At 67.6% G+C, this 23,866-nt stretch carries 22 protein-coding genes; 12 read left to right on the top strand and 10 right to left on the bottom strand.

Translation table 11 applies throughout. From position 1 onward, the window contains the following. Positions 1 to 114: 114 nt before the first annotated feature. On the bottom strand, positions 115 to 1,581 hold the full coding sequence (dnaA, locus tag D1793_RS11495; protein ID WP_119022300.1) for a chromosomal replication initiator protein DnaA: 1,467 nt from the start codon (positions 1,579 to 1,581) through the stop codon (positions 115 to 117). 545 nt (positions 1,582 to 2,126) lie between these two features. On the opposite strand from dnaA, the gene rpmH reads away from it, so the two are divergent. The 4 genes from rpmH (at position 2,127) to mnmE (ending at position 6,061) form a co-directional block, all read left to right on the top strand. Then, positions 2,127 to 2,261, top strand: coding sequence for a 50S ribosomal protein L34 (gene rpmH / locus D1793_RS11490; protein ID WP_010626003.1), 135 nt, complete (start codon positions 2,127 to 2,129; stop codon positions 2,259 to 2,261). Between the two features lie 13 nt (positions 2,262 to 2,274). Further along, positions 2,275 to 2,694, top strand: coding sequence for a ribonuclease P protein component (rnpA, locus tag D1793_RS11485; RefSeq protein WP_119022299.1), 420 nt, complete (start codon positions 2,275 to 2,277; stop codon positions 2,692 to 2,694). 184 nt (positions 2,695 to 2,878) lie between these two features. After that, complete coding sequence (yidC, locus tag D1793_RS11480) at positions 2,879 to 4,567, top strand: membrane protein insertase YidC (RefSeq protein ID WP_119022298.1); 1,689 nt, start codon at positions 2,879 to 2,881, stop codon at positions 4,565 to 4,567. Between the two features lie 126 nt (positions 4,568 to 4,693). Continuing rightward, the gene (gene mnmE / locus D1793_RS11475; RefSeq protein ID WP_119022297.1) at positions 4,694 to 6,061 is read left to right on the top strand and encodes a tRNA uridine-5-carboxymethylaminomethyl(34) synthesis GTPase MnmE; all 1,368 of its coding nucleotides are present in this window, start codon (positions 4,694 to 4,696) and stop codon (positions 6,059 to 6,061) included. A 107-nt stretch (positions 6,062 to 6,168) separates the two neighbouring features. Here the strand turns inward: mnmE and rlmJ are convergent, their stop codons facing one another. From rlmJ to rdgB, 4 genes are all read right to left on the bottom strand, one after another. Further along, positions 6,169 to 7,017 (bottom strand): 23S rRNA (adenine(2030)-N(6))-methyltransferase RlmJ, encoded by an 849-nt coding sequence (gene rlmJ / locus D1793_RS11470; RefSeq protein ID WP_119022296.1) that lies wholly within the window; start codon positions 7,015 to 7,017, stop codon positions 6,169 to 6,171. Between the two features lie 99 nt (positions 7,018 to 7,116). After that, positions 7,117 to 7,794 (bottom strand): OmpA family protein, encoded by a 678-nt coding sequence (locus D1793_RS11465; RefSeq protein WP_119022295.1) that lies wholly within the window; start codon positions 7,792 to 7,794, stop codon positions 7,117 to 7,119. A gap of 96 nt (positions 7,795 to 7,890) precedes the next feature. Then, positions 7,891 to 9,060, bottom strand: coding sequence for a radical SAM family heme chaperone HemW (hemW, locus tag D1793_RS11460; RefSeq protein WP_119022294.1), 1,170 nt, complete (start codon positions 9,058 to 9,060; stop codon positions 7,891 to 7,893). Next, positions 9,057 to 9,668 carry an RdgB/HAM1 family non-canonical purine NTP pyrophosphatase gene (gene rdgB / locus D1793_RS11455; protein WP_119022293.1) on the bottom strand — a complete coding sequence of 204 codons (612 nt, stop codon included), beginning with the start codon at positions 9,666 to 9,668 and terminating at the stop codon, positions 9,057 to 9,059. The genes hemW and rdgB overlap by 4 nt, the downstream gene beginning before the upstream one ends. A 357-nt stretch (positions 9,669 to 10,025) precedes the next feature. Here rdgB and D1793_RS11450 point away from each other — a divergent pair, with 357 nt between their 5' ends. Beyond that, the gene (locus D1793_RS11450; protein WP_119022292.1) at positions 10,026 to 10,721 is read left to right on the top strand and encodes a LuxR C-terminal-related transcriptional regulator; all 696 of its coding nucleotides are present in this window, start codon (positions 10,026 to 10,028) and stop codon (positions 10,719 to 10,721) included. 14 nt (positions 10,722 to 10,735) lie between these two features. On the opposite strand, the gene D1793_RS11445 is transcribed toward D1793_RS11450, so the two are convergent. The 5 genes from D1793_RS11445 to D1793_RS11425 all read right to left on the bottom strand — a co-directional run bounded on the left by D1793_RS11445 (position 10,736) and on the right by D1793_RS11425 (position 16,581). Then, a complete protein-coding gene (locus D1793_RS11445; protein ID WP_119022291.1) occupies positions 10,736 to 11,992 on the bottom strand; it encodes a bifunctional aminoglycoside phosphotransferase/ATP-binding protein in 1,257 nt (418 codons plus the stop codon). 48 nt (positions 11,993 to 12,040) lie between these two features. After that, positions 12,041 to 13,330, bottom strand: coding sequence for a glutamate-1-semialdehyde 2,1-aminomutase (gene hemL, locus D1793_RS11440; RefSeq protein WP_119022290.1), 1,290 nt, complete (start codon positions 13,328 to 13,330; stop codon positions 12,041 to 12,043). Between the two features lie 108 nt (positions 13,331 to 13,438). Then, positions 13,439 to 14,293 (bottom strand): hydroxymethylpyrimidine/phosphomethylpyrimidine kinase, encoded by an 855-nt coding sequence (locus D1793_RS11435; RefSeq protein ID WP_119022289.1) that lies wholly within the window; start codon positions 14,291 to 14,293, stop codon positions 13,439 to 13,441. Continuing rightward, positions 14,293 to 14,724, bottom strand: a complete 432-nt coding sequence (hemJ, locus tag D1793_RS11430) for a protoporphyrinogen oxidase HemJ (RefSeq protein WP_119022288.1) — start codon at positions 14,722 to 14,724, stop codon at positions 14,293 to 14,295. The genes D1793_RS11435 and hemJ overlap by 1 nt, the downstream gene beginning before the upstream one ends. Positions 14,725 to 14,802: 78 nt before the next feature. Beyond that, a complete protein-coding gene (locus tag D1793_RS11425) occupies positions 14,803 to 16,581 on the bottom strand; it encodes a chloride channel protein (protein ID WP_119022287.1) in 1,779 nt (592 codons plus the stop codon). Positions 16,582 to 16,694: 113 nt separating this feature from the next. Here D1793_RS11425 and argC point away from each other — a divergent pair, with 113 nt between their 5' ends. The 7 genes from argC (at position 16,695) to rsmG (ending at position 23,841) form a co-directional block, all read left to right on the top strand. Beyond that, a complete protein-coding gene (gene argC, locus D1793_RS11420; protein ID WP_119022286.1) occupies positions 16,695 to 17,729 on the top strand; it encodes an N-acetyl-gamma-glutamyl-phosphate reductase in 1,035 nt (344 codons plus the stop codon). 201 nt (positions 17,730 to 17,930) lie between these two features. After that, positions 17,931 to 18,284, top strand: coding sequence for an iron-sulfur cluster insertion protein ErpA (gene erpA / locus D1793_RS11415; RefSeq protein WP_119022285.1), 354 nt, complete (start codon positions 17,931 to 17,933; stop codon positions 18,282 to 18,284). Between the two features lie 122 nt (positions 18,285 to 18,406). Beyond that, the gene (locus D1793_RS11410) at positions 18,407 to 19,195 is read left to right on the top strand and encodes a transporter substrate-binding domain-containing protein (protein ID WP_119022284.1); all 789 of its coding nucleotides are present in this window, start codon (positions 18,407 to 18,409) and stop codon (positions 19,193 to 19,195) included. A gap of 111 nt (positions 19,196 to 19,306) precedes the next feature. Next, positions 19,307 to 19,978: an amino acid ABC transporter permease gene (locus tag D1793_RS11405; protein ID WP_119022283.1), complete on the top strand. Its 672-nt coding sequence runs from the start codon at positions 19,307 to 19,309 to the stop codon at positions 19,976 to 19,978. A gap of 13 nt (positions 19,979 to 19,991) precedes the next feature. Next, positions 19,992 to 20,759 (top strand): amino acid ABC transporter ATP-binding protein, encoded by a 768-nt coding sequence (locus tag D1793_RS11400; RefSeq protein WP_119022282.1) that lies wholly within the window; start codon positions 19,992 to 19,994, stop codon positions 20,757 to 20,759. A 530-nt stretch (positions 20,760 to 21,289) separates the two neighbouring features. Then, on the top strand, positions 21,290 to 23,194 hold the full coding sequence (gene mnmG, locus D1793_RS11395; protein WP_119022281.1) for a tRNA uridine-5-carboxymethylaminomethyl(34) synthesis enzyme MnmG: 1,905 nt from the start codon (positions 21,290 to 21,292) through the stop codon (positions 23,192 to 23,194). Beyond that, positions 23,191 to 23,841 (top strand): 16S rRNA (guanine(527)-N(7))-methyltransferase RsmG, encoded by a 651-nt coding sequence (gene rsmG, locus D1793_RS11390; RefSeq protein ID WP_119022280.1) that lies wholly within the window; start codon positions 23,191 to 23,193, stop codon positions 23,839 to 23,841. Before mnmG ends, rsmG begins: the two co-directional genes overlap by 4 nt. Positions 23,842 to 23,866 lie beyond the last annotated feature (25 nt).

Below are 23,866 nucleotides of genomic sequence, written 5' to 3'. Positions count from 1 at the left end.
GCTAGGCCATCATTTAACCACAGCCGGGGCTCGGGGGGGCGCTGGGAGATGAGGGCAAGGAGTAGCGGCGATCGCTGCGCGGTGTCGCTCCGGCGCCCCATGCCGGAGGTGTCGTCAGCTGGTCAGCAGACGCAGCAGGTTCTTGTAGTCTTCCCGGATATCGGCGCTCTCCTCCTGCAGCGACTTCACCTTGCGGCAGGCGTGCAGCACCGTGGTGTGGTCGCGGCCACCGAAGGCATCGCCGATCTCGGGCAGGCTGTGGTTGGTCAGCTCCTTGGCCAGGGCCATGGCCACCTGGCGAGGGCGCGCCACCGAGCGCGAGCGACGCTTGGAGAGCAGGTCGGCAAGCTTGATCTTGTAGTACTCCGCCACGGTGCGCTGGATGTTGTCCACGCCCACCTGCTTGTCCTGCAGCGCCAGCAGGTCCTTGAGCGACTCGCGGATGAAGTCCTGGGTGATCGGCTTGCCCATGAAGTGGGAGTCGGCAATCACCTTCTTCAGGGCCCCTTCCAGCTCACGCACGTTGGAGCGGATCTTCTGGGCGATGAAGAAGGCCGCATCATGAGGCAAGTCGACCTTGGCCTGGTCGGCCTTCTTCATCAGGATCGCGACGCGGGTCTCCAGCTCCGGCGGCTCGATGGCCACCGTCAGCCCCCAGCCGAAGCGCGACTTCAGGCGCTCCTCCACCCCGCTGATCTCCTTGGGATAGCGATCGGAGGTGAGGATCATCTGCTGGCCGCCTTCGAGCAGGGCATTGAAGGTGTGGAAGAACTCCTCCTGGGAGCGCTCCTTGCCGGCGAAGAACTGGATGTCATCGATCAGCAGCGCGTCCACGCTGCGATAGAAGCGCTTGAAGTCGTTGATGGCGTTGAGCTGCAACGCCTTGACCATGTCGGCCACGAAACGCTCGGAGTGCAGGTAGACCACCCGGGCATTCTCCCGCCGCCCGGCCAGGGCATTGCCAACGGCGTGCATCAGGTGGGTCTTGCCGAGGCCGACCCCGCCGTAGAGGAACAGCGGATTGTAGGCCCCTCCCGGGTTCTCCGAGACCTGCCGCGAGGCGGCCCGGGCCAGCTGGTTGGACTTGCCCTCCACGAAGGTCTCGAAGGTGAAGTTGGGGTTCAGGCCACTGCTGTGCTTGAGGCTGCCCTCGACCTGCACCTGGCGCTCCCCGGCCGCCCGGCGGCCCGCGCCCTCCTCGCGCTGGGCGTCGAGCTCGCGCTCATCGGCCACCTCGCCACGCGGTGGGGTATGCACGGCGGGTGCCGCGGGGCGTCGTGGCGCGGCCGATACCGGGTTGCCCAGTTCACGTGGCTGGGGCTGGGGCGCGGTGCCCCGACTGCCTACCGTCAGCACCACCTTGGGAGGCTTGGCCGGGGAGAGCTCGCGCATCAGCTCACCGATGCGCTTGGCATACTTGTCGCTGACCCAGTCACGCACGAAGCGGTTGGGGGCCAGCAGACACAGCTCACCCGACTCCCCCTCTTCCGCCTGCAGCGGGCGAATCCAGGTGTTGAACTGCTGGGAGTTCAGCTCGTCCTGAAGGGTGTCCAGACACTGTTGCCAGAGAGCTAGCGGCACGCGGCCTCACCATCGGTTGGAAAACGGTCGCATATTGTATCGCCCCCGAGGATGGTTATCCACACCCCGCGGGCGCCGCGCCGCGGCTGTGGAAAACTTTCCCTGGACCCCGGGGATGGGTCCCGCCGAACGCTGGGGACAACCTTTCGCTGTGGACGACTGGCGATTGCATCCACCGCTTCTGCACAGGGCATCCCGCGCCATCCCACCACCTGTCCACAGCCTATATCCTGCGGCAGAGGATTGTTTACGTTCGGGAAAGCCAGCTTATCCACAGATATTGTCCCCACTATTAATAACAGGTTCTTTAAAAGGGATAGAAAATAGTAATAGTAGTCATGATGGTCGATGGCAGCTCCCCCGGCTGACCTGGCGAGGTGCCTGGGCCATCATCGCACTGGCGATCGCGTACGGAAAAATTGCACCCGGGCCGCGATATCACTACAATTTCCGGTCTTGAGCCGAATACCCCCGGGGTCCTCTGTGGAAACCGGACGCCTCGAAATTGTCGATTCTTCCTGAAAACCACGTGGGAATAACGAGTTATGAAACGCACCTTTCAGCCCAGCGTTCTGAAGCGTAAGCGCGTGCACGGTTTCCGTGCCCGTATGGCCACCAAGAACGGCCGTGCCGTCCTGGCCCGCCGTCGTGCCAAGGGCCGCAAGCGCCTGAGCGCCTGATCACGGACCCCAGGTGTCCCGTCAGGACTTCCCCCGCCGTCTGCGTCTGCTGACGGCCGGGGAGTATCGGCAGGTCTTCGACAACGCGGTCTACAAGGTTCATGGCAAGGGGCTCATGGCCCTGGCGATCCCCAATGACCTTGGGCATCCACGCCTTGGCCTGATCGTCAGCAAGAAGAACCTTCGCCGTGCCGTCGACCGCAACCGCCTCAAGCGACTCGCCCGCGAATCCATACGCCTTCAGCAGCAGCGTCTGCCCGCCGTGGACATCGTGCTGATGGCCAGGCGAGGCGTGAAGGAGCTCGATAACGAGGTCCTGCATCTCCAGCTGCACGGGATGTGGCGACGTCTGGAGCGCGAGGCAAGCAAGGCCGCCGTCGACGACCAGCCAGGTACCGGGACACCCAGCGCGAACGCCAGTCAGGGCGGATGACCGGCCAACCAGGAGTCGTCACCATGTCGAGGCCCCTTTCCATGGTGTTCCCCGACCCTGCCGGTATCCCCGCCGAGAGTCCGTGTTCGGCATCCAGCCTGCCTCTGGCAGGCTTTTGTCTATCTCGGGCAGATGTTTTCCATCTCGCCCGCGGCAAGTTCACCACCCATCGGGCAGAAACCTCATGGACGTAAAACGACTCCTCTTGCTGATCCCCCTGGCGGTGCTCGCCTACCTGATCGTCGTGCAGTGGAATCAGGACTATGGCCAGGTCTCCCCTGAGCCCGAGGCCCCCTCCTTCACCAGCAGCCCGGCCAACGGCGAGGCCCAGCCGGCCGACCCGGATGGCCTGGCCGTGCCCGCCACGCCCAGCGCAACGGGCGACGTCAGTCAGGCCATGCCCGGCGAGGTGAGCTCGCCCACCAGCAGCCGCGACCTGATCGCCGTGGTGACCGATGTGCTGGACCTGCGCATCGACCCCCAGGGCGGTGATGTCGTCTACGCCGCCCTGCCACAGCACAAGCTGACGCTGAATTCGGATCGTCCCTACGTGCTGCTCTCCGACAGCGAGAGCCGCAGCTACGTGGCCCGCTCCGGCCTGCAGCTCGACGGCCAGGCCGGCCGCATCGCCTTCACGCCGGAGCAGACCGAGTACCGCCTGAGCGAGGGTGAGGACCGCCTGGAAGTCGACCTCCGCGCCGAGGTCAACGGTGTCGACGTCATCAAGCGCTTCACCTTCGAGCGCGGCAGCTATGCGGTGGACGTCAACTACTACCTGGCCAACAACACCGAGGCGCCGGTCACCGCGCGCTTCATCGGCCAGCTGGCCCGCGACAACAGCCCGGACCCCTCCAGCGGCGTGGCCCTGGGCATGAGCTCCTATCTGGGGGCGGCCTACTCCACCCAGGATAGCCGCTACGAGAAGGTCGACTTCGACGACATTCAACGTGGTCGCTTCGAGAACCGTGACTCCCAGGGGGGCTGGGTGGCGATCATCCAGCACTACTTCGTCTCGGCCTGGGCGCCGCCCCAGAACCAGCAGAACCTCTTCTATGCCACCACGGACTCGCAGAACCGCAACGTCGCCGCCTTCGCCGGGCCGGTGACCAGCGTCGCCGCCGAGGGCGAGGCGCGCCTGGGCGCGACCCTCTACATGGGTCCCAAGGTGCAGGACTATCTGGAGGCCGTGGCCCCCAACCTGCGACTCACCGTGGACTTCGGCTGGCTGTGGTTCATCGCCAACCCGCTGTTCTGGCTGCTCGACCAGATCCACAGCCTGATCGGCAACTGGGGCTGGTCCATCGTGCTGCTGACCATCGTGGTCAAGCTGGCCCTGTGGCCGCTCTCCGCCAAGGCCTACAAGTCCATGGCCCGCATGCGCAAGCTGGGGCCGGAGATGCAGCGCCTGAAGGAGCAGTACGGCGACGACCGCCAGAAGATGTCCCAGGAGATGATGAAGTTCTACCAGAAGGAGAAGATCAATCCTCTGGGCGGCTGCCTGCCGATCCTGGTGCAGATGCCGGTCTTCATCGCCCTCTACTGGATGCTGCTGGAGTCCGTGGAGCTGCGCCACGCGCCCTTCATGTTCTGGATCCAGGATCTCTCGGTGAAGGATCCCTTCTTCATCCTGCCGATCCTGATGGGCGCCTCCATGTTCGTGCAGCAGCTGCTCAACCCGACGCCTCCGGACCCGATGCAGGCGAAGATCATGCGCATGCTGCCCATCGTCTTCACCTTCTTCTTCCTGTGGTTCCCGGCCGGTCTGGTGATCTACTGGGTGGTGAACAACATCATCTCCATCGCCCAGCAGTACGCCATCACGCGCAAGATCGAGAACGATCCCACCGTCGGCAAGGGCATGAAGACCAAGTAGCGTCGGCACGACGACCCGGTAGCGGAGAGTCCCTGCCGCACCTCCCCGGACCCCCGCCCCGTGCGGGGGTCTGGCGTTTACGGGGCCCGAAACGGACAATGGCCCCGCCACCACGAGGAGATTCCCATGGCCATCCTCCACGATCAGGACACCATCGCCGCCCTCGCCACGCCCCCCGGCCGGGGGGGCGTGGGCATCATCCGCGTCTCGGGGCCGCTGTGCGCCGCGATCGCCGAGGCGGTGGTGGGCCACTGCCCTGCCCCGCGCCGCGTCCACTACGGGCCCTTCCGGGGCGAATCGGCGGTGATCGATGAGGGTATCGCCCTCTACTTCGCCGGCCCCCACTCCTTCACCGGCGAGGACGTGCTGGAGCTCCAGGGCCACGGTGGCCCGGTGATCATGGACCTGCTGCTCGAGCGCTGCGTGGCGCTCGGCGCGCGGCTGGCCCGCCCCGGGGAGTTCTCCGAGCGCGCCTTCCTCAATGACAAGCTCGACCTGGCCCAGGCCGAGGCGATCGCCGACCTGATCGACGCCAGCTCCCGGGCCGCCGCCGAGAATGCCCTGCGCTCCCTGCAGGGGGACTTCTCGCACCGGGTCGAGGCGCTGGTGCAGCGGCTCATCGAGCTGCGCATCTACGTGGAGGCGGCCATCGATTTCCCCGAGGAGGAGATCGATTTCCTGGCCGATGGCAAGGTGGCGGAGCGGCTCGACGGGGTGATGGCGGAGCTTTCGGCGGTGCGCGCCGCCGCCGGCCAGGGGGCGCTGATGCGCGAGGGCATGAACGTGGTGATCGCCGGCCGGCCCAACGCCGGCAAGTCGAGCCTGCTCAACGCCCTCACCGAGCAGGAGACCGCCATCGTCACCGATATCGCCGGCACCACCCGGGACGTGCTCCGCGAGCACATCCACATCGATGGCATGCCGCTGCACATCATCGATACCGCCGGCCTGCGCGACACCCCGGACGCCGTGGAACAGATCGGCGTGGCACGGGCCTGGGCGGAGATCGAGAAGGCCGACCGGGTGCTGCTGCTGGTGGATGCCACCACTACCGACTCCCTCGACCCCATGGCGATCTGGCCCGAGTTCGTGGCCAGGCTGCCGGACCCGAGGCGGCTGACGCTGGTGCGCAACAAGATCGACACTACCCGGGACGCGCCCGGCATCGAGTTATCCACAGCCACCCCGGTGATCCGACTCTCCGCCCGGACCGGTGCGGGTGTGGATAACCTGAAGGCCCATCTCAAGGAGGTGATGGGCTACAGCGGTACCACCGAGGGGCGCTTCTCGGCACGCCGGCGCCACCTGGATGCCCTGGACAGGGCGCGCCAGGCCCTGGAGAACGGCGAGGCTCAGCTGGCCGGCTTCGGTGCCGGCGAACTGCTGGCCGAGGACCTGCGCGACGCCCAGCAGGCGCTGGGCGAGATCACCGGGGAGTTCAGCGCCGACGATCTTCTCGGCGAGATCTTCGGCAGCTTCTGCATCGGGAAATAGCACGGAACAGCACCTAGCAGATGACGCTGAAGCGCGGCCCACCCGAAGGCTCCTCGGCGAGACCCTCGGCAGCTTCTGCATCGGGAAATAGCCGTGCCCTCCTTCCGCTACTCCTCCACCCACCAGCCGCTGCGATAGCTCCCCGGCGCGCCCAGGTGGGCCACCACGGGCGCCATCGCCGCGACCAGGCGCTCATCGAGGCCCCAGGGCGGGTTGACCACCAGCATGCCGCTGCCATACATGCCGCGCTCCCCCTCGCTGGGGGCCTGCCGGGTGAATTCGCCGTACCAGACCTTGCGCAGCCCCCCGTCGCGGAGTGCTTCCAGCAGCTCGCGATGGCGGCCCGCCGGCAGCAGCGGATACCACACCAGCATCACCGCATGGCGCGCCTTGCGCATGGCCGTCAGCAGCGTCTCCGCTACCTCGAGATACTCCTCCTTGCGCTCGTAGCTGGGGTCGATCAGCACGCAGAGCCTCGGCGTCTTGACCGGCAGCCGCTGAAGCAGGCCCTTGAGGCCATCGCCATGGATCCGCTGGGCGGCCGCCGGGAAGGGCTGCTGGCTCAGGTGCTCGTGCTCACCGGGGTGCAGCTCGAAGAGCCACTGCTGATCCTGGGCCCTCAGCCGATGGCCCATCCACCAGGGGGAACCGGGGTAGTGGGTCAGCCGCGAAGGGTCTGACTGGGCACTCGCCAGGGCCGCCAGCCAATCTCCCAGCAGCGGTTCGCTGGCCAGCGCCTGGCGGGCCTTCCAGAGCGGGATGACCCCGTCCCGGTACTCCTGCAGCCGGGAGGTCTCGGCGGCATCGAGGGGATAGAGGCCTCGACCGGCATGGGTATCGATGTACGTAATCGAAGAGTTTTTACGTAAAAGATGATCGATGACCGCATGCAGGGTCAGGTGCTTGTGGACGTCGGCGAAGTTGCCGGCGTGGTAGGCGTGCTGATAGGAAAGCATGGATGGGGTTTGGCGACTCGGCAAGGACGGGACAAGGAAAAGGGGCCTGCCGCTTCAGGCGGCAGGCCCCACTGTGGCACTCGGCGGGCTCGCCTGGCCTTACTGGAACTGGCTCTCGATGGGCGACAGGGTAATCTCGACGCGACGGTTCTGGGCGCGCCCCTCCTCGGTGGCGTTGCTGGCCACGGGCTGGGACGGACCATAGCCGGTCATGTAGAGGCGATTGCGCGAGACGCCCGCCTGGGCCAGGTAGTTGCCGACGGATTCGGCGCGACGCTCGGAGAGACGCTGGTTGTAGTCGGCGTTGCCGGTGCTGTCGGTGTGACCGGCGATGTTGACCCGGGTATCGGTGTACTGGGTCAGGATCGACGCCACATCGTTGAGGGCGTTGCGAGCGCTCATGGTCAGTTCGCTGGAGTCGAAGCCGAAGGTCACGCTGCTCGGCATGTTGAGCACGATATCGTCGCCGCGACGATCGACCTCGATGCCGGTACCGCGGGTGCTCTGACGCAGCTCCTCCTCCTGACGATCCATGTAGGCGCCGATGCCGGCACCGGCGGCGGCGCCCACGGCGGCACCGATCAGCGCGCGATCACGGCGGCTGGTGCTGCCGTCACCGCTCAGCGCGCCCGCGGCGGCCCCCACGGCGGCCCCGATGGCGGCACCCGTGCCGGTCTGGCTGCGCTGGGTCTGGCCGGAATAGGGGTCGGTCGTGGCGCAGCCCACCAGCAGGGCAGCGGCGGCAAGCGGGACAAAGAAGCGAGTGGGCTTGATCATGAGGTCAGATCTCCATGCAATCATCAGTAGACCCGGTAGGCATCCCTGCCGGGCAGTTCAACGGTATCACGGGCTGCGATGAGGCCGGTGGATCGGTCATTCCATGCCGATCAGCGCCAGCAATTCATTCAAGAATAATAGACCCTGAGGCGATGCCTGCAGTCGATCGGCATCTTCCACGAGAAGTCCTTTTTTACGGGCGTGCTCGAGGCGCGCCTCGAGCACGGCGGACGGGCGGCCCGTGGCAGCTCGCCAGCGCGCCAGGGAGACCCCTTCGACCAGACGCAGCGCATTCATGGCGAACTCCAGCGGCAGCTCCTCGTCGGCAATGGGGCTGTGGCCGGCGATGAACCCCCGGGGGTCGCGGGCGCGGCGCAGGTAGGCCTCCGGCTGGCGGGCCTTCCAGCGCCGCTCGATGGCCAGGCCGGCGTCGCCATCGACGGCGCTCAGCTTGCCATGGGCGCCGGCGCCGATTCCCAGGTAGTCGCCGAAGCGCCAGTAGTTGAGGTTGTGTCGCGAGCGCCGCTGCGGGTGCGCGTAGGCCGAGATCTCGTAGCGCAGAAGGCCGGCCCGCTCCAGCCGCTCGTGGCCCAGGTCCTGGATATCCCAGAGCACCTCCTCCTCGGGCAGCCGCGGCGGCCGGGAGTGGAACTCGGTATTGGGCTCGAGGGTGAGCTGGTACCAGGAGAGGTGCTCGGGGGCGAGCGCCAGGGCCCGCTCCAGGTCGTCCAGCGCCAGCTCGGGGGTCTGGCCCGGGAGTCCGTGCATCAGGTCGAGGTTGAGGTTGTCGAAGCCCGCCTCGCGGGCCTCGAGCACCGCGGCCTCGGCGTCCCGGCCCGAGTGGATGCGACCCAGCGCCTGCAGCTGGGCATCCTGGAAGCTCTGCACCCCCAGCGAGAGCCGGTTGATGCCCGCCTCGCGATAGCCCGCGAAGCGCCCGCGCTCCAGGGTGCCCGGGTTGGCCTCCAGGGTGATCTCGATGTCCCGGGCCGTGGGCAGGCGCGCGGCGACGCCCTCCAGCAGCTGACGATAGAAGGAGGCCGACATCAGGCTCGGAGTGCCCCCGCCGATGAAGAGGCTGACCAGCTCCCGACCGGCGGCCAGCGGCAGGTCGGCATCGAGGTCGGCCAGCAGGGCCTCCAGATACTCCCGCTCCGGCAGCGCCTGCTCGCGGCCGACGCCATGGGAGTTGAAGTCGCAGTAGGGGCACTTGCGCACGCACCAGGGAACATGCACATAGAGCGCAAGGGGCGGCAGGGCGATCATCGTGCCCCTGGGCCTTGGCCCAGCGCCTCGACCAGCGCCTGAAGGGCGCGCCCGCGATGGCTCAGGCGATTCTTTTCCGCCGACGACAGCTCGGCCACGCTCATGCCCTGCTCGGGCAGCCAGAACAGCGGGTCGTAGCCGAAGCCACCCTCGCCGCGGGGATGGGCCAGGATCTCGCCCTCCCAGCTGCGCTGAACGATCAGCGGCACCGGATCCTCGGCGTGGCGCAGGTAGACCAGCACGCACCAGTAGCGTCCGGTTCGCTGCCCCTCGGGCACCTCCGCCAGCCGCTCCAGCAGCCGGGCATTGTTGCGCTCATCGCTCTTCGGCTCACCGGCGAAGCGCGCCGAGTAGATCCCGGGCGCCCCGTTCAGCGCATCGACCTCCAGTCCCGAGTCATCGGCCAACGCCGGCAGGCCACTGACCCGGCTCGCCTCCCGCGCCTTGAGCAGGGCGTTCTCGACGAAGGTCAGGCCGGTCTCCTCCACCTCGGGGACGTCATACTCCGCCTGGGGCCTGACATCGAGGCCCAGCGGCGCCAGCAGCTGGTGGAACTCGCGCAGCTTTCCGGCGTTGCCGCTGGCAAGGATCAGGGGGGTCGAGGTCATGGTGAGATTCCTGGCGATTTACGGCCTGCCATTCTAGGACGCCAGACGACAACAGCAAATGGCCGGCGCACGGCGCGGCGGGCTTGAGACCGCCGCAGGTATGACTTCGCTCATGAAAACAGGGTGATTTTGGTAAGGGCTCACCCTGAGGCCGGCGAAAACACCCTCACCAAGCCATTGATCGGAAACCTCAATCCTTGTTATTCATCAGGATGGAATAAAAATCTCATCTAGATATAACCAATTGACAGTAACGGGATGTAACAGAATGACCAACACTATGGGCTGAACACCCACCGTCACTCCTTTACCTGCCGCTAGCCAGCTTGCCGGCTGAGCTTCCTCAGGGGGGCGAACATGGATCAGGATAAAAACCTGCTGCTGGTGACCTCCAGCAGCCCCCAGTGCCAACTCTTCATCGACTACCTGCGCAAGCAGCTGGCCTGCACGATCACGGTGCTGCCGCCAGGCAGCGAATGGAAGCCCAGGGAGATACAGCCCACCCTGATTCTGCTGGATGCCGACCATGTCGGCGAGGAGCTCATGCAGAAGTGGCACGCCCGTGCCATGGAGGATGAGCGAATCTCGCTGGCGGCCTTCAACCTCCTGGACGAGGATCACGCCGTGCAGACCCTTTCGGCCCTCCACCTGCGGGGCGTCTTCTACCGCAGTGACAGCCTGGAGATGATCTGCAAGGGGCTGCAGTCGCTGATGACCGGAGAGCTGTGGATGTCACGCTCCCTGATGACCCGCATGATTTCCTTCCTGCGCCGCCAGCAGCTCAACTCCTACCGCCCGGTGTGTGGATTGACCCATCGCGAACTGGAGATCATCGGGCTGCTGGGCTCCGGGGCCTCCAACGGCGAGATCGCCGACCGCCTCTTCGTCAGCGAGCACACCGTCAAGTCGCACCTCTACAACATCTTTCGCAAGATCGACGTCCACAATCGCATCCAGGCCGTCAACTGGGCACGCCAGAATCTGGGCGTGCCGCCGCCCCCCGATCAGCACTACCCGCGACGCGACGCGGGGCATCCCCGAGGCCCCTGCTGAACGCCAGGGCTGCCTCAGCCCAGCTTCACGTGCTCCTCGATGAGGTCGACCAGCGTCTCGGCGGCGTTATCCGCGGTGGTGTCCAGATGGACCAGGTGCAGTCGCTCCTCGTCACCGAAGGGCTCCCGTTCCGCCAGCTGATGGTCGAGCAGCGCCAGGCTGTCGGCCACCTCGCCCCCCTGGCGGCGGGCACGCTTCTCGATACGCCGCCTGAGCGTGGCCCCGTCCGCCTCGAAGCTGACCACCAGGCAGGGCAGGCCACGAGCCTCGGCCTGCTGCCGCAGCAGGTCCCGCTGCCAGCGTTTCAGGCAGGTGGCATCCACGCAGGCCGGGATGCCGGCATCCAGCAGAGTGCCGGCACAGCTCGCCAGGTGGCGATAGGTACGCTCGGTGGCGGCCTCACTGAAGATATCCACAGCCGGTGAGGCTGCCGACGCCTGTGGATAGGCCGGCTCCTGGGGCAGGTCGTGGAGTCGTCGCCGCTCGGCATCCGAGCAGACCCGAATCGCCCCCAGACGGCTGACCAGACCCGCGGTGAAGCGGCTCTTGCCGCTGCCCGAGACGCCAACGGCGATCACCAGCGGCGGGAAGCGGAACTCGGCGATGCGTTCCGCCAGGGCCAGGTAGCGCCGGCACTCGGCCATGCTCTCCGCCAGCCTCGCCGGATGCTCCGGGTCCTGGTCAGGCGCCGGGCGACGCTGCAGGGCACGACGCGCACCGCTCAAGGCATGGCAGGTGCCGAACAGCGAGAGCAGCCGCGCCTGGGGATAGTCCCCCGACAGGCGCAGGTAGCGATCCAGCGCCAGTCGCGTCAGCGCGGACTCGCCGCGCGCCTCCAGCCCCACCAGCAGCGCCGCCAGGTCGCTGGCGGGATCGGCCGGCAGGTCGGCGCCCGGCGCCGCTGGATCCCGGCCGATGGCATTGGCCAGCAGGGTGCGGCCCTCATGGCACAGGCGGCTGTCGGGATGGGCCAGTGCCCAGCTGGTCACCAGGCGGTCGCGGCGGGCCTCGAGCAGGGGCCCGAGGCGCACCAGGTCCTGCTCCAGCCATTCACCCAGCTGATCGAGCCGCTGGCGCTCCTCCTCGTCCAGCAGGCCCGCACGAATGGCGGCCAGCTCCCCCTGCGCCAGCTGCACCAGTGGCAGGACCGGGTCGCCGTGCGGTGCGGCGGCCTCGGGCAGGCGATGGTAGGCCACCAGGGAATCCACCAGCGATTCCAGGCTCTCGTTGGCATCACAGGCCCGGTGGGGCACAGCGGCGGAGTGGGGCATCACGAGTCTCCTGATGGGGGGTGGCCGTCGGTTTGGTGAAACGTCGCTTCAGCCCTGCTGCATGGCCACGAAGGCCTTCTCGGCGGCGTCCAGGGTGCGCTGGATATCCTCCGGCGTATGGGCACTGGACATGAAGCCTGCCTCGTAGGCCGAGGGGGCCAGGTAGACGCCTTCGTCCAGCATGGCGGTGAAGAAGCGCCGGAAGGCATCGGCATCGCAGGCGGTGGCCTGGGCGAAGTTGTCGACGCGACTCTGGCCGGTGAAGAAGAGGCCGAACATGCCGCCCGCGTGCTGGGTGATCATCTCCACGCCGGCGGCGCTGGCGCGCTCCTTCAGGCCATGGCAGAGGGTCTCGACCCGCTGGGCCAGGGCATCGTGGAAGCCGGGCTCGCGCAGCTTGGTGAGCAGGGCGATGCCGGCGGACATCGCCAGCGGATTGCCGGAGAGGGTGCCTGCCTGATAGACGGGGCCGAGCGGCGAGATGTTGGACATGATCGTCGCGCTGCCGCCGAAGGCCCCCACCGGCATGCCGCCGCCGACGATCTTGCCGAGGCAGGTGAGGTCCGGGCGAATGCCGTAATGGGCCTGGGCGCCGCCCAGCGCCACCCGGAAGCCGGTCATCACCTCGTCGAAGATCAGCACGCTGTCGTGGGCATCGCAGACCCGGCGCAGGCACTCCAGGAAGCCCGGCTGCGGGGGAATGCAGTTCATGTTGCCGGCCACCGGCTCGACGATGATGCAGGCGATCTGGTCACCGATCTCCTCGAAGCACTGCTCCACGGCGTCGATGTCGTTGTAGGCGAGCGTCACCGTGTGCTCGGCCAGGGAGGCCGGCACGCCGGGGGAGCTCGGCTCGCCGTGGGTCAGGGCCCCGGAGCCCGCCTTGACCAGCAGCGAATCGGAGTGGCCGTGGTAGTTGCCCTCGAACTTGACGATCTTGTCGCGGCCGGTGACCCCACGGGCCAGGCGGATCGCCGACATGGTGGCCTCGGTGCCGGAGTTGACCATGCGCACCATCTCGATGGAGGGGATCATCTCGCAGATCAGGTCCGCCATGGTGGTCTCGATGGCCGTCGGGGTGCCGAAGGAGAGCCCGCGATCCAGGCGCTCCCGCACCGCCCCCAGCACCTCGGGGTCGGCATGGCCGGTGATCATCGGCCCCCAGGAGCCCACGTAGTCGACATAGCGCTTGCCCTCCACGTCGAACAGGTAGGCGCCCTGGGCGCGCTCCATGAACACCGGCGGACGCTGCATGCCCTTGAAGGCGCGCACCGGCGAATTGACGCCGCCGGGGATGTGGCGGCAGGCCCGTTCGAAGAGCTCGGCGGATGTGGTCATGGCGTATCTCGTCCTCGAAAGCTGTGGATAATTCTCTGGATAACCTTTTCATGGCCACCCGACTGCCCCCATTCTCGGCGTTCGGGCAGGGGATGGCCAGCCCGTGGCTCACCCGGAGGCAGCCGGCTCGTCCACTCCCTTGACCGGCGTCACGGGCAGTCGCCATAGCCGGCGCGGCAGCGACTGTCCCTCGCCGGGCCGCCAGCCATTGGCCAGCGCCTGCCAGGTGAAGGCCTGGGCCTGCTCGCAGGCGCCCACCAGCGACTCACCGGCGGCCAGCCGCGCCGCCAGGGCCGAGGCCAGGGTACAGCCGGAGCCGTGGTAGCGCCCTTCCAGGCGGGGCCAGCTCCATTGTCGACTCTGATCTGGCGTGTGCAGGGTATGCGCCACGCGATCCCCCGGCGTACCGGGCACCGGCGAGTCGGTGCCGGTGACCAGCACCGCCTGGCAGCCCAGGGTCATCAGCTCCACCGCCCGTTCGGTATCCTCGCCGGGCTGGGCGGAGAGCCGGGCCAGCTCGTCCCGGTTCGGGGTCAGGATATCCACCAGGGGCAGCAGCCGCTCGCGGAAGGCATCCACCAGCTCGGCTGTGGACAACTCGCGGCCACCGCCGGCCCTGAGCACCGGATCCACCACCAGCGGCGCGCCGGGGAAGCGCCGCACGATGTCGGTCACCGCATCCAGGCTGGCCAGGTCGGCCACCAGGCCCACCTTGATGGCGGCGACCTCGAAGTCGTCCAGCGCCGCGGCGGCGGCGCGCATGATGTCGGGGTCGGCGGGCACGACCCTCTGGACGTCACGACAGTTCTGCACCGTCAGCGCGGTGGGAATGGTCAGCGCCCAGCCGCCGCAGGCGGCGATTGCCTCGGCGTCGGCGACCAGGCCGGCCCCCCCGGTAGGGTCATGGCCGGCCAGCACCAGCACCACCGGCAGATGGGGCGACACCGTCTCGGGAGTCGCCATCAGAAGGGCTTGAGCACGGCGACGAAAACGATGATCAGCAGGGCGATCACCGGCAGCTCGTTGAACCAGCGGAAGAAGACGTGGCTCTTCGTGCAGCGCCCGTCGCGCAGCTGCTTGAGGTAGATCAGGCAGACATGGTGGTAGGCCACCAGCAGCGCCACCAGCAGCAGCTTGACATGCAGCCAGCCCTGGCTGAGCCAGAAGGGCATCAGGTAGAGCATCCAGCCCCCGAACACCAGCACCGCGATCATCGAGGGGGTCATGATGCCCCGGTAGAGCTTGCGCTCCATGACCAGGAAGTGGTCGATCGCCTGCTGCTCGCCGCGATCCCGCGCCATGGCGTGGTAGACATAGAGGCGCGGAAGATAGAAGAGGGCGGCGAACCAGGTCACCATGGCGATCAGGTGCAGGGCCTTGATCCACAGATACATGAAGACTCCTCATGGGAGGGTGGCGGGAAGGGCGCGAGCGCCAGGCATGGCGCCACCAGGGGGAAGCCCCCGGCGGGGCTACTCCTTGAGGGAATAGTACCGCTCGATGGCGCCCCGCGTGATGATACCGGAAATCCGCTTCTGTTTCGGGCGGTTGCCATGCTCCACGTAGAGCGCATCCACCGCCTGGTCGTTGAGTCGCTCGAAGGCCTCGGAGAGGGTCGCCTGCAGGTGGATGGGCGCCAGCTCCAGGCGCAGGCCGGGAATCTCCAGCAGGTCGATGAGCTCAGCGTCTCCTCCCTCGCCGTCCCCGTCCTCCGCTCGCGGCTCCGACTCGGCCTCCATCAGCCAGCGCGCCAGGTCGGCGGCCTTCAATGCCAGCAGCGGCTTGTCGTCGCTGGAGCGTTCGATCAGGATCCAGATGGGGTTGCGGGTCAGCAGCGCCCGGGCGCGCTCCCGGGTCACCATGCGCGGCGTGCGCTCCAGGCTGCGCTCCATGACCGCCGGCACCGAGACCCGGGAGAGCGCCTGCATCAGCGGCTGCTGCAGCGGGTGCAGGCCATGGCGGGTCGCACTGATGAAGAAGCCGTCGCAGCGGCACAGCTGCCGCGAGGTGAGCCCGGAGACCACCACCGCCAGCATGCCGGGGAGGATGATGTTGGGATTGTGGGTCAGCTCCAGCAGGGCCATCAGCGCCGCCAGCGGCGCCTGCAGCACCGCTCCCATCATCGCCGCCATGCCGAGCATCGCATAGACCCCCGGATCGGCGCCCCGCCCGGGCCAGATCCAGCCGCCGAGCAGCCCCATCAGCGCCCCCGCCGCCGCGCCGATCACCAGCACCGGGCCGATGATGCCGATGGGAATGCCGCTGGCCACGGTGATCGCCGTCAGCAGCAGCTTGGCCACCACCAGCGCCAGCAGCACGTCCACCGCCAGGTCCCCGGTCAGCGAAGCACTCAGGCTGTCATAGCCGATGCCCTGCACCTCGGGGTACCACCAGGCCACGCCCGCGGTGGCCACGGCCACCAGCGAGAGGCGCAGCCACACCGGCAGCCCCTTGATCCATTCGCTGCGCGCCACGTGGATGAAGAGCCCCGCCAGCAGGCCGATCACCAGCGCCGTGACCACCAGCCAGGGCAGGTTGGAGAGGGAGCCCAGGCTCACCGTGGGCACCTGGAAGGCCGGCTCGGAGCCGTAGACCAGCTGGGCCACCACCGCCCCCATGGTGGAGGCCAGGATGACCGGCATGAAGCCGGCGATGGTGTACTCCATCATCACCACTTCCATGGCGAAGATGACCCCGGCGATGGGGGTATTGAAGGAGGCGGAGATACCGGCGGCGGTACCGCAGGCGACCAGTACCCGCAGGCTGTTGTGGGGCAGGCGCAGCTGCTGGCCGAGGCCGCTGGAGGCCGCCGCCCCGAGGTGAATCGCCGGCCCCTCGCGGCCGGCGGAGAGCCCGCCGAGCACCGTGACCACGCCGACCCACCACTGGTTGAGCCAGTTGCGCAGGGGAAAGCGCCCCTGATGGTAGGTGAGGCGCTCCATCACGTGGCCGACGCCCAGCTTGCGGGCCTTCTCGGGCTGGCGCCACAGGAAGACGCCGACGAGGATCACCGCCAGGATCGGCAGGGCCGCGCGCACCTGGGGCGAGAGCCCCTCGAAGGCCTCGGGGTCGCCGCCGGGCATGAAGGCCAGGGCGCCGAGGTCGATCAGCAGCCGGAAGCCGACCATGAAGCCCCCGGTGATCAGCCCCGACACCACCCCCAACACGCAGAGCTGGGGGAGGGCGTCTACGCTGGCCAGGCGCTGGCGGAAGCCCTCCAGGCTTAAGTCCGGCAGTGAGAAACGCGGCACGGCGAGGTTCCTGTTCGGCCAGTGACGGAGCCGGCTGGGTCGGCCCCTGCCTTCTTGTGTATCATATTCATCACAACCGAGCCCAGCCCAGGGCCAAGCGGAAGGAGGTCAACGTGATCAAGGTCGGAATCGTCGGTGGCACCGGGTATACCGGGGTCGAACTGCTCAGGCTGCTGGCCCAGCATCCCGAGGTCGAGGTGGAGGCCATCACCTCCCGCTCCGAGGCGGGCGTGCGCGTCTGCGACATGTACCCCAACCTGCGCGGCCACTACGACACCCTGGCCTTCAGCGAGCCCGATGCCGACCGTCTCGGCGCCTGCGACGCCGTCTTCTTCGCCACCCCCCACGGGGTCGCCCATGCCCTGGCCTTTGATCTGCTCGAGCGCGGTACCCGGGTGATCGACCTCTCCGCGGACTTCCGCCTGCGCGACGCCGCGGAGTGGGCCGAGTGGTACGGCCAGCCCCATGGCGCCCCGGCGCTGCTGGGCGAGGCGGTCTACGGCCTGCCCGAGGTCAACCGCGACAGGATCCGCCAGGCGCGCCTGATCGCCGTGCCCGGCTGCTACCCCACCGCCGTGCAGCTCGGCCTGCTGCCGCTGCTCGAGGCCGGCCTGATCGATGCCGGGCATATCATTGCCGACTGCAAGTCCGGCGTCACGGGCGCAGGCCGCGGCGCCAAGGTGCCCTCGCTGCTGGCCGAGGCCAGCGAGTCCATGAAGGCCTATGGCGCCGCCGGCCACCGCCACCTGCCCGAGATCCGCCAGGGCCTGGGCGACGCCGCCGGTTCGCCTGTGGGGCTCACCTTCGTGCCCCACCTGACGCCGATGATCCGCGGCATCCACGCCACCCTCTACGGGCGCCTCATCGGCGAGCCGGGCGACCTGCAGGCGCTCTTCGAGCAGCGCTTCGAAGGCGAGCCCTTCGTCGACATGATGCCCGCCGGCAGCCACCCCGAGACCCGCAGCGTCAAGGGCGCCAATCTCTGCCGAATCGCCGTGCACCGCCCGGGCAACGGCGACACCGTGGTGGTGCTTGCGGTGATCGACAACCTGGTCAAGGGCGCCTCCGGCCAGGCGATCCAGAACCTCAACCTGATGTTCGGCTTCGACGAGAAGGCCGGCCTCGCCGCCCCGGCGCTGATGCCCTGAACCCAAGGGCGCCAAGGGGAGGTCGCAGAGGAGGTCCTACGCCAGGGATGGCGTCGGTAGCGTACAGGGAAGTATTCACAGCGCCTCCTCGTAGACCTCCCCTTGGGATAGCCCGAATGACCTGTCGAAAAGTTGACCATTTTGCTGGGGATTGGGGATAATGACCGGTCGAATTCTCCGTTTCCCCCGAGGGAGCTCTCCATGAGCGGTGCCGAATCCTTTATTCCCACGCCCCTGCTGCTCTCCGACAGCGCGCGCAGACGGCTCCAGTCGCTGATCGAGGAGGAGGGCAACCGTCAGCTCAAGCTACGGGTCTACGTGACCGGCGGCGGCTGCTCGGGTTTCCAGTATGGCTTCGATTTCGCCGAGGAGGTCGCCGAGGATGACACCGTCATCGAGTTCGGCGACGTCGCCCTGGTGGTCGACCCGCTTTCCTACCAGTACCTGGTGGGCTCCACCGTGGACTTCGAGGAGGGGCTGGCCGGCGCCCGCTTCCTGGTCCAGAACCCCAACGCCACCACCACCTGTGGCTGCGGCGCCTCCTTCATGGTGTAACGCGCTCCCCGGCGCACGTGACACGGCGTACGTGAGAGACCCCGACTTGACGCTCTGGAGCATTCTCGCCAAGGTTGAACAGGCGAGACCCACCAGATAAAGACTCAATAACGGGGAATCTCATGACAAGATCCGCTTGTGTTACACCCTTCCTGAAGCAATCTGCACTGGCCGCCGCCCTGGCGCTGGGCCTCGGCGCGGCCGGTTCGGCGCTGGCCGACACGCCCCGCGTCAACGTGGTCACCGACCCCAGCTTCGTGCCCTTCGAGATGATGGATCCCGAGACCGGCGAGATGATCGGCTTCGACATGGACATCATCAACGAGGTGGCCGAGCGGGCCGGTTTCGAGGTCAACCTGACCACCATGGAGTTCGCCGGCATCATCCCGGCGGTGCAGACCGGCAGCCAGGAGATCGCCATCGCCGGGGTCACCATCACCGAGGAGCGCGCCCAGATCGTCGACTTCTCGGACCCCTACTACGACTCCGGCCTGCAGATCATCGTGCGTGCCGACAACGACAGCGTCGAGACCATCGAGGATCTCGAGGGCATGTCCATCGCCACCCGCATCGGCTCCACCAGCTATGACTTCCTCCAGGAGCAGCTGGGCGATCGCGCCGACATCACCCCCTACCCGGGCAACAGCGACATGTACATGGCGCTGCTCGGTCGCAACGTGGATGCCGCCTTCTACGACGCCCCCAACGTCGCCTACTTCTCGCAGACCCGCGGCGAGGGCCGTACCAAGGTGGTAGGCCCCCTCTACGAGGGCCAGCAGTACGGCATCGTCTTCCACAAGGGCAGCCAGTGGGTCGAGCCGGTGAACGAGGCCCTGGCCGAGATGCGCGAGGATGGCACCTACGCCGAGATCTACGAGAAGTGGTTCGGCGAGGCCCCCTCGGAGGAGTGAACCGGGCGCGCCCTGAACCCTCGTCGTGACGAGACGACGAGCTGACCAGCGGGGCCGGGCGGTAACACCTCCCGGCCCCGCCTCGTTTTCAGCCATCCCGGAGAAACGCCCGTGGACGTGACCTTTCAATTCGACTGGGCGGCGGCGTTCCGCTCCATCCCGCACCTGCTGCCCGGCATTCCCTGGACCCTGCTGATCTCCTTCGGCGGACTGGCCATCGGCTTCGTGATCGGCATCGTCTTCGGCCTGATGCGGATCAGCCCGTCGCGCCTGATGCGCTGGCCGGCGATCCTCTATATCGAGGTATTCCGCGGCACGCCGATCCTGGTCCAGGTGCTGTTCATCTTCTACGGCCTGCCCCAGCTGCTGGGCAGCCCCATCAACGCCCTGACCGCCGGCATCGCCGCCATCGCGGTCAACTCCGGCGCCTACATCTCGGAGGTGGTGCGCGGCGGGGTCCAGTCCATCGAGCGCGGCCAGCGCGAGGCCTCGCTGTCGCTGGGGCTCTCCCGTACCCAGGCCTTCCGCTACGTGATCTGGCCCCAGGCCTTCCGCCGCATGATCCCGCCCCTGGGCAACCAGGGCATCATCAGCATCAAGGACACCTCGCTGTTCTCGGTGATCGGCGTGGGCGAGCTGGTCCGCCAGGGGCAGATCTACATCGCCACGACCTTCACCGCCCTGGAGGTCTACTTCATGGTGGCCCTGATGTATCTGGCCATCACCTGGAGCCTGTCGCTGCTGCTGCGCCAGCTGGAAAAGCGCGGCCTGGTCGGACAATAGAGGGAGCCCACCCATGACACAGAACGACAAGGCGACCGCTCCCATCGTGCGCATGGAGAAGGTCAACAAGCACTTCGGCGACCTTCACGTGCTCAAGGGGATCGACCTCGAGGTGACCCCGGGGGAGGTCGTCGTGATCATCGGCGCCAGCGGCTCGGGGAAATCCACGCTGATCCGCTGCATCAACGGCCTGGAGGAGTTCCAGGCGGGCCACATCGAGGTGGACGGCAACGAGCTGACTCCCCACGGCAAGAGCGGCCGTGCGCTGCAGCGGATCCGCACCGAGGTCGGCATGGTGTTCCAGCAGTTCAACCTCTTTCCCCACCTCAGCGTGCTGGACAACGTCATCCTCGCCCCCATGAAGGTGCGCGGCTGGAGCCGCGCCGACGCCGTGGAGACCGCCGAGCGGCTGCTGGCCCGGGTCGGCATCAGCGACCAGGCCGCCAAGCACCCCACCCAGCTCTCCGGCGGCCAGCAGCAGCGCGTGGCCCTGGCCCGCGCCCTGGCCATGGAGCCGCGCCTGATGCTCTTCGACGAGCCCACCTCGGCGCTGGACCCGGAGATGATCGGCGAGGTGCTCGATGCCATGCGCGAGCTGGCGAGAGAAGGCATGACCATGATCATCGTCACCCACGAGATGGGCTTCGCCCGGGAGGTCGCCGACCGGGTGATCTACATCCACAAGGGAGAGATCGCCGAGCAGGCACCGCCGGAGCAGATCTTCGATCGCCCCGCCGACGAGCGCACCCGGAGCTTCCTGGCCCGGGTCCTCAAGCACTGACATCGCCCCTCGGAGCGACCGAAAAGCCCCTGTCGGCATCGGCAGGGGCTTTTTTTCGCCTGTGGATAGAATTTTCTCCGGCGAGGCCGATCTGCGCTGCAGGGCCCATGCCAGAGGGGGTCGTGGATAAGAAGGCCGGTTGTTCACAGCCGCGGGCACAAGACAGGTACCCGGCGGTGGACAAGCCGTGCAGGAGTCCCGCTGTGGGCAAGTCGCCATTCCATCCACAGGCTCAGGGCGGAATGTGCGCAGGCAGTCACCCTCTTGTCCCGCCTTTGGTCAACAATACAGAGCATTGATATCAAAAGGTTCTTGTGGGTTATCCACGGTTTTTGTCCACACCAGTAGTTACTACCACAGCAGAACTTCTCTCTTTACATATTGATATTTAATGTTAGGGAGAGGGAGACCACAGGGAAGGGCGAAGGCGGTGTGGAAAACCCTGACGATTACCCACAGGGGGTTTATACTGCCGGGCTGATTTCATCCCCCGACCGGAAGACGGCGCCGCGGCGCCAACGAGGTGCACCTTGGATTACCCCGACCGCTTTGACGTCATCGTCATCGGCGGAGGCCATGCTGGAACCGAAGCCGCCCTGGCCTCCGCCCGCATGGGCTGTCAGACCCTGCTGCTGACCCACAACATCGAGACCCTCGGGCAGATGTCCTGCAATCCCGCCATCGGCGGGATCGGCAAGAGCCATCTGGTCAAGGAGATCGATGCACTGGGTGGCGCCATGGCCATGGCCACCGATCTCGGCGGTATCCAGTTCCGCGTGCTCAACGCCCGCAAGGGTCCCGCGGTACGGGCCACCCGGGCCCAGGCGGATCGGGTGCGCTACAAGGCGGCGATCCGCAGCATGCTGGAGAACCAGCCCAACCTGACGCTCTTCCAGCAGGCCGCCGGCGACCTGATCGTCGAGGGCGACACTGTCCGCGGCGTGGTCACCGAGACCGGGATCCGCTTCCTCGGCGAGACCGTGGTGCTGTGTACCGGCACCTTCCTCGGCGGGGTGATCCATATCGGCCTCGAGCAGAGCCGCGGCGGCCGCGCCGGCGACCCGCCCTCCAATCGTCTCGCCGAGCGCCTGCGCGCCCTGCCGTTCCGGGTCGACCGCCTCAAGACCGGCACGCCGCCGCGCCTGGATGCACGCAGCCTCGACTTCTCGCAGCTCGAGGAGCAGCCCGGCGATACCCCGACCCCGGTGATGTCCTTCCTGGGCAGTCGGGCGCAGCATCCGCGCCAGGTGAGCTGCCATATCGCCCACACCAACGCGCGCACCCACGAGATCATCTTCGCCAACCTCGACCGCTCGCCGATGTACTCCGGCGTGATCGAGGGGGTCGGGCCGCGCTACTGCCCCTCCATCGAGGACAAGGTGCACCGCTTCGCCGACAAGGCGAGCCACCAGGTCTTCATCGAGCCCGAGGGGCTGGATACCCACGAGCTCTACCCCAACGGCATCTCCACCTCGCTGCCCTTCGACGTGCAGCTCGAGGTGGTGCGCTCGATCAGGGGGCTGGAGAACGCCCATATCACCCGGCCCGGCTACGCCATCGAATACGACTTCTTCGATCCGCGGGACCTGAAGCACTCGCTGGAGACGAAATTCATCCACAACCTGTTCTTCGCCGGGCAGATCAACGGCACCACCGGCTACGAGGAGGCCGGCGCCCAGGGGCTGCTGGCGGGGCTCAACGCCGCCCGGCGGGCCAAGGGGCTGGCGGCCTGGTGGCCGCGCCGTGACGAGGCCTACCTGGGTGTGCTGGTGGACGACCTGATCACCCTGGGGACGAAGGAGCCCTACCGCATGTTCACCTCCCGGGCCGAGTACCGCCTGCTGCTGCGCGAGGACAACGCCGACCTGCGCCTGACCGAGGCGGGCCGCGAGCTGGGCCTGGTGGACGAGCGTCGTTGGGCCGCCTTCAGCGCCAAGCGCGAGGCGGTCGACGCCGAGAGCGCCAGGCTCAAGGCCAGCTGGGTGCAGCCCGGCACGGCGGCCGCCGAGGCGGTGGCCGAGAAGACCGGCAAGGCGCTCTCCCGGGAGTACAGCCTGATGGACCTGCTCAAGCGCCCGGAGCTCGGCTATGCCGATGTCGCCGCTCTGCCCGGTCTGCCGGGCGAGGCGGTGCCCGATGAGAGCGTCGCCGAGCAGGTGCAGATCCAGGCCAAGTACCAGGGTTATATCGACCGCCAGCAGGAGGAGATCGACCGGCTCAAGCGCCACGAGGCCACCCCCCTGCCGCTGGATCTCGATTACGCGCGGGTCGAGGGGCTCTCCCACGAGATCCGCCAGAAGCTCGCCGAGGCGAAGCCAGGGACCCTGGCCCAGGCCTCGCGCATCTCCGGGGTCACGCCGGCGGCGGTCTCGATCCTGCTGATCCATCTCAAGAAGCGGCGCCTGCTCGACGACCACAGGGCGGCCAGCGCATGACGCAAGCGGATGCGCGGGTCGAGGTGCGTCTCGACCAGGGGCTCGAGCGGCTGGGGATCGCCGTGGACGCCGAGCAGCGTCGCCGCCTGCTGGCGCTGGTCGGACTGTTGCACAAGTGGAACCGCGCCTATAACCTCACCGCGGTACGCTCGCCCGAGGAGATGGTCGCTCGCCACCTGCTGGACAGCGCCGCGGTGCTGCCCTTCGTGACGGGGCCCACCCTGCTCGATGTGGGGGCCGGACCCGGCTTTCCCGGCCTGGTGCTGGCGATCCTCCGGCCGGAGCTCGCCGTCAGCCTGCTCGACAGCAACGGCAAGAAGGTGCGCTTCCAGCGCCAGGCGGTGATGGAGCTGGGCCTGACCAATGTCACTCCGGTGCAGGCCCGGGTCGAGGCCTTCGAGGGGCGCTTCGACCAGGTGATCTCCCGGGCCTTCGCCAGCCTCGGCGACTTCGTCGCCCTGACGCTGCCACTGGTGGCCCCCGGCGGCCAGTGGCTGGCCATGAAGGGGCCGGCGGTGGATGACGAGCTGGCCGGCGTGCCGGAGGGCGTGGTGCCGGTCGCCCGGCACGCCCTGGAGGTGCCCTTCGAGGTCGGCAGCCGACTGCTGGTGGTCCTCCAGCACCAGGCCGATGGCTCGCGCCCATGACAACCCGCGTTTCCCAGCAAGGGAG

The organism is Halomonas sp. JS92-SW72, from assembly GCF_003547075.1.
Taxonomy (GTDB): Bacteria; Pseudomonadota; Gammaproteobacteria; order Pseudomonadales; family Halomonadaceae; genus Halomonas; species Halomonas alkalicola.
The sequence above is the reverse complement of the archived record's forward strand: the minus strand, read 5'-3'. Positions and strand labels throughout refer to the sequence as shown.

Excerpts from the sequence above, each read along its gene's own strand:
- erpA (WP_119022285.1), top strand. The coding sequence starts at position 17,931 with ATGAGCGGTGCCGAATCCTTTATTCCCACGCCCCTGCTGCTCTCCGAC.
- D1793_RS11450 (WP_119022292.1), top strand. The coding sequence starts at position 10,026 with ATGGATCAGGATAAAAACCTGCTGCTGGTGACCTCCAGCAGCCCCCAG.
- D1793_RS11445 (WP_119022291.1), bottom strand. The coding sequence starts at position 11,992 with ATGCCCCACTCCGCCGCTGTGCCCCACCGGGCCTGTGATGCCAACGAG.
- rpmH (WP_010626003.1), top strand. The coding sequence starts at position 2,127 with ATGAAACGCACCTTTCAGCCCAGCGTTCTGAAGCGTAAGCGCGTGCAC.
- hemJ (WP_119022288.1), bottom strand. The coding sequence starts at position 14,724 with ATGTATCTGTGGATCAAGGCCCTGCACCTGATCGCCATGGTGACCTGG.
- D1793_RS11400 (WP_119022282.1), top strand. The coding sequence starts at position 19,992 with ATGACACAGAACGACAAGGCGACCGCTCCCATCGTGCGCATGGAGAAG.
- mnmE (WP_119022297.1), top strand. The coding sequence starts at position 4,694 with ATGGCCATCCTCCACGATCAGGACACCATCGCCGCCCTCGCCACGCCC.
- D1793_RS11410 (WP_119022284.1), top strand. The coding sequence starts at position 18,407 with ATGACAAGATCCGCTTGTGTTACACCCTTCCTGAAGCAATCTGCACTG.
- rdgB (WP_119022293.1), bottom strand. The coding sequence starts at position 9,668 with ATGACCTCGACCCCCCTGATCCTTGCCAGCGGCAACGCCGGAAAGCTG.
- hemL (WP_119022290.1), bottom strand. The coding sequence starts at position 13,330 with ATGACCACATCCGCCGAGCTCTTCGAACGGGCCTGCCGCCACATCCCC.
- D1793_RS11465 (WP_119022295.1), bottom strand. The coding sequence starts at position 7,794 with ATGATCAAGCCCACTCGCTTCTTTGTCCCGCTTGCCGCCGCTGCCCTG.
- hemW (WP_119022294.1), bottom strand. The coding sequence starts at position 9,060 with ATGATCGCCCTGCCGCCCCTTGCGCTCTATGTGCATGTTCCCTGGTGC.
- yidC (WP_119022298.1), top strand. The coding sequence starts at position 2,879 with ATGGACGTAAAACGACTCCTCTTGCTGATCCCCCTGGCGGTGCTCGCC.
- rsmG (WP_119022280.1), top strand. The coding sequence starts at position 23,191 with ATGACGCAAGCGGATGCGCGGGTCGAGGTGCGTCTCGACCAGGGGCTC.
- rlmJ (WP_119022296.1), bottom strand. The coding sequence starts at position 7,017 with ATGCTTTCCTATCAGCACGCCTACCACGCCGGCAACTTCGCCGACGTC.
- D1793_RS11435 (WP_119022289.1), bottom strand. The coding sequence starts at position 14,293 with ATGGCGACTCCCGAGACGGTGTCGCCCCATCTGCCGGTGGTGCTGGTG.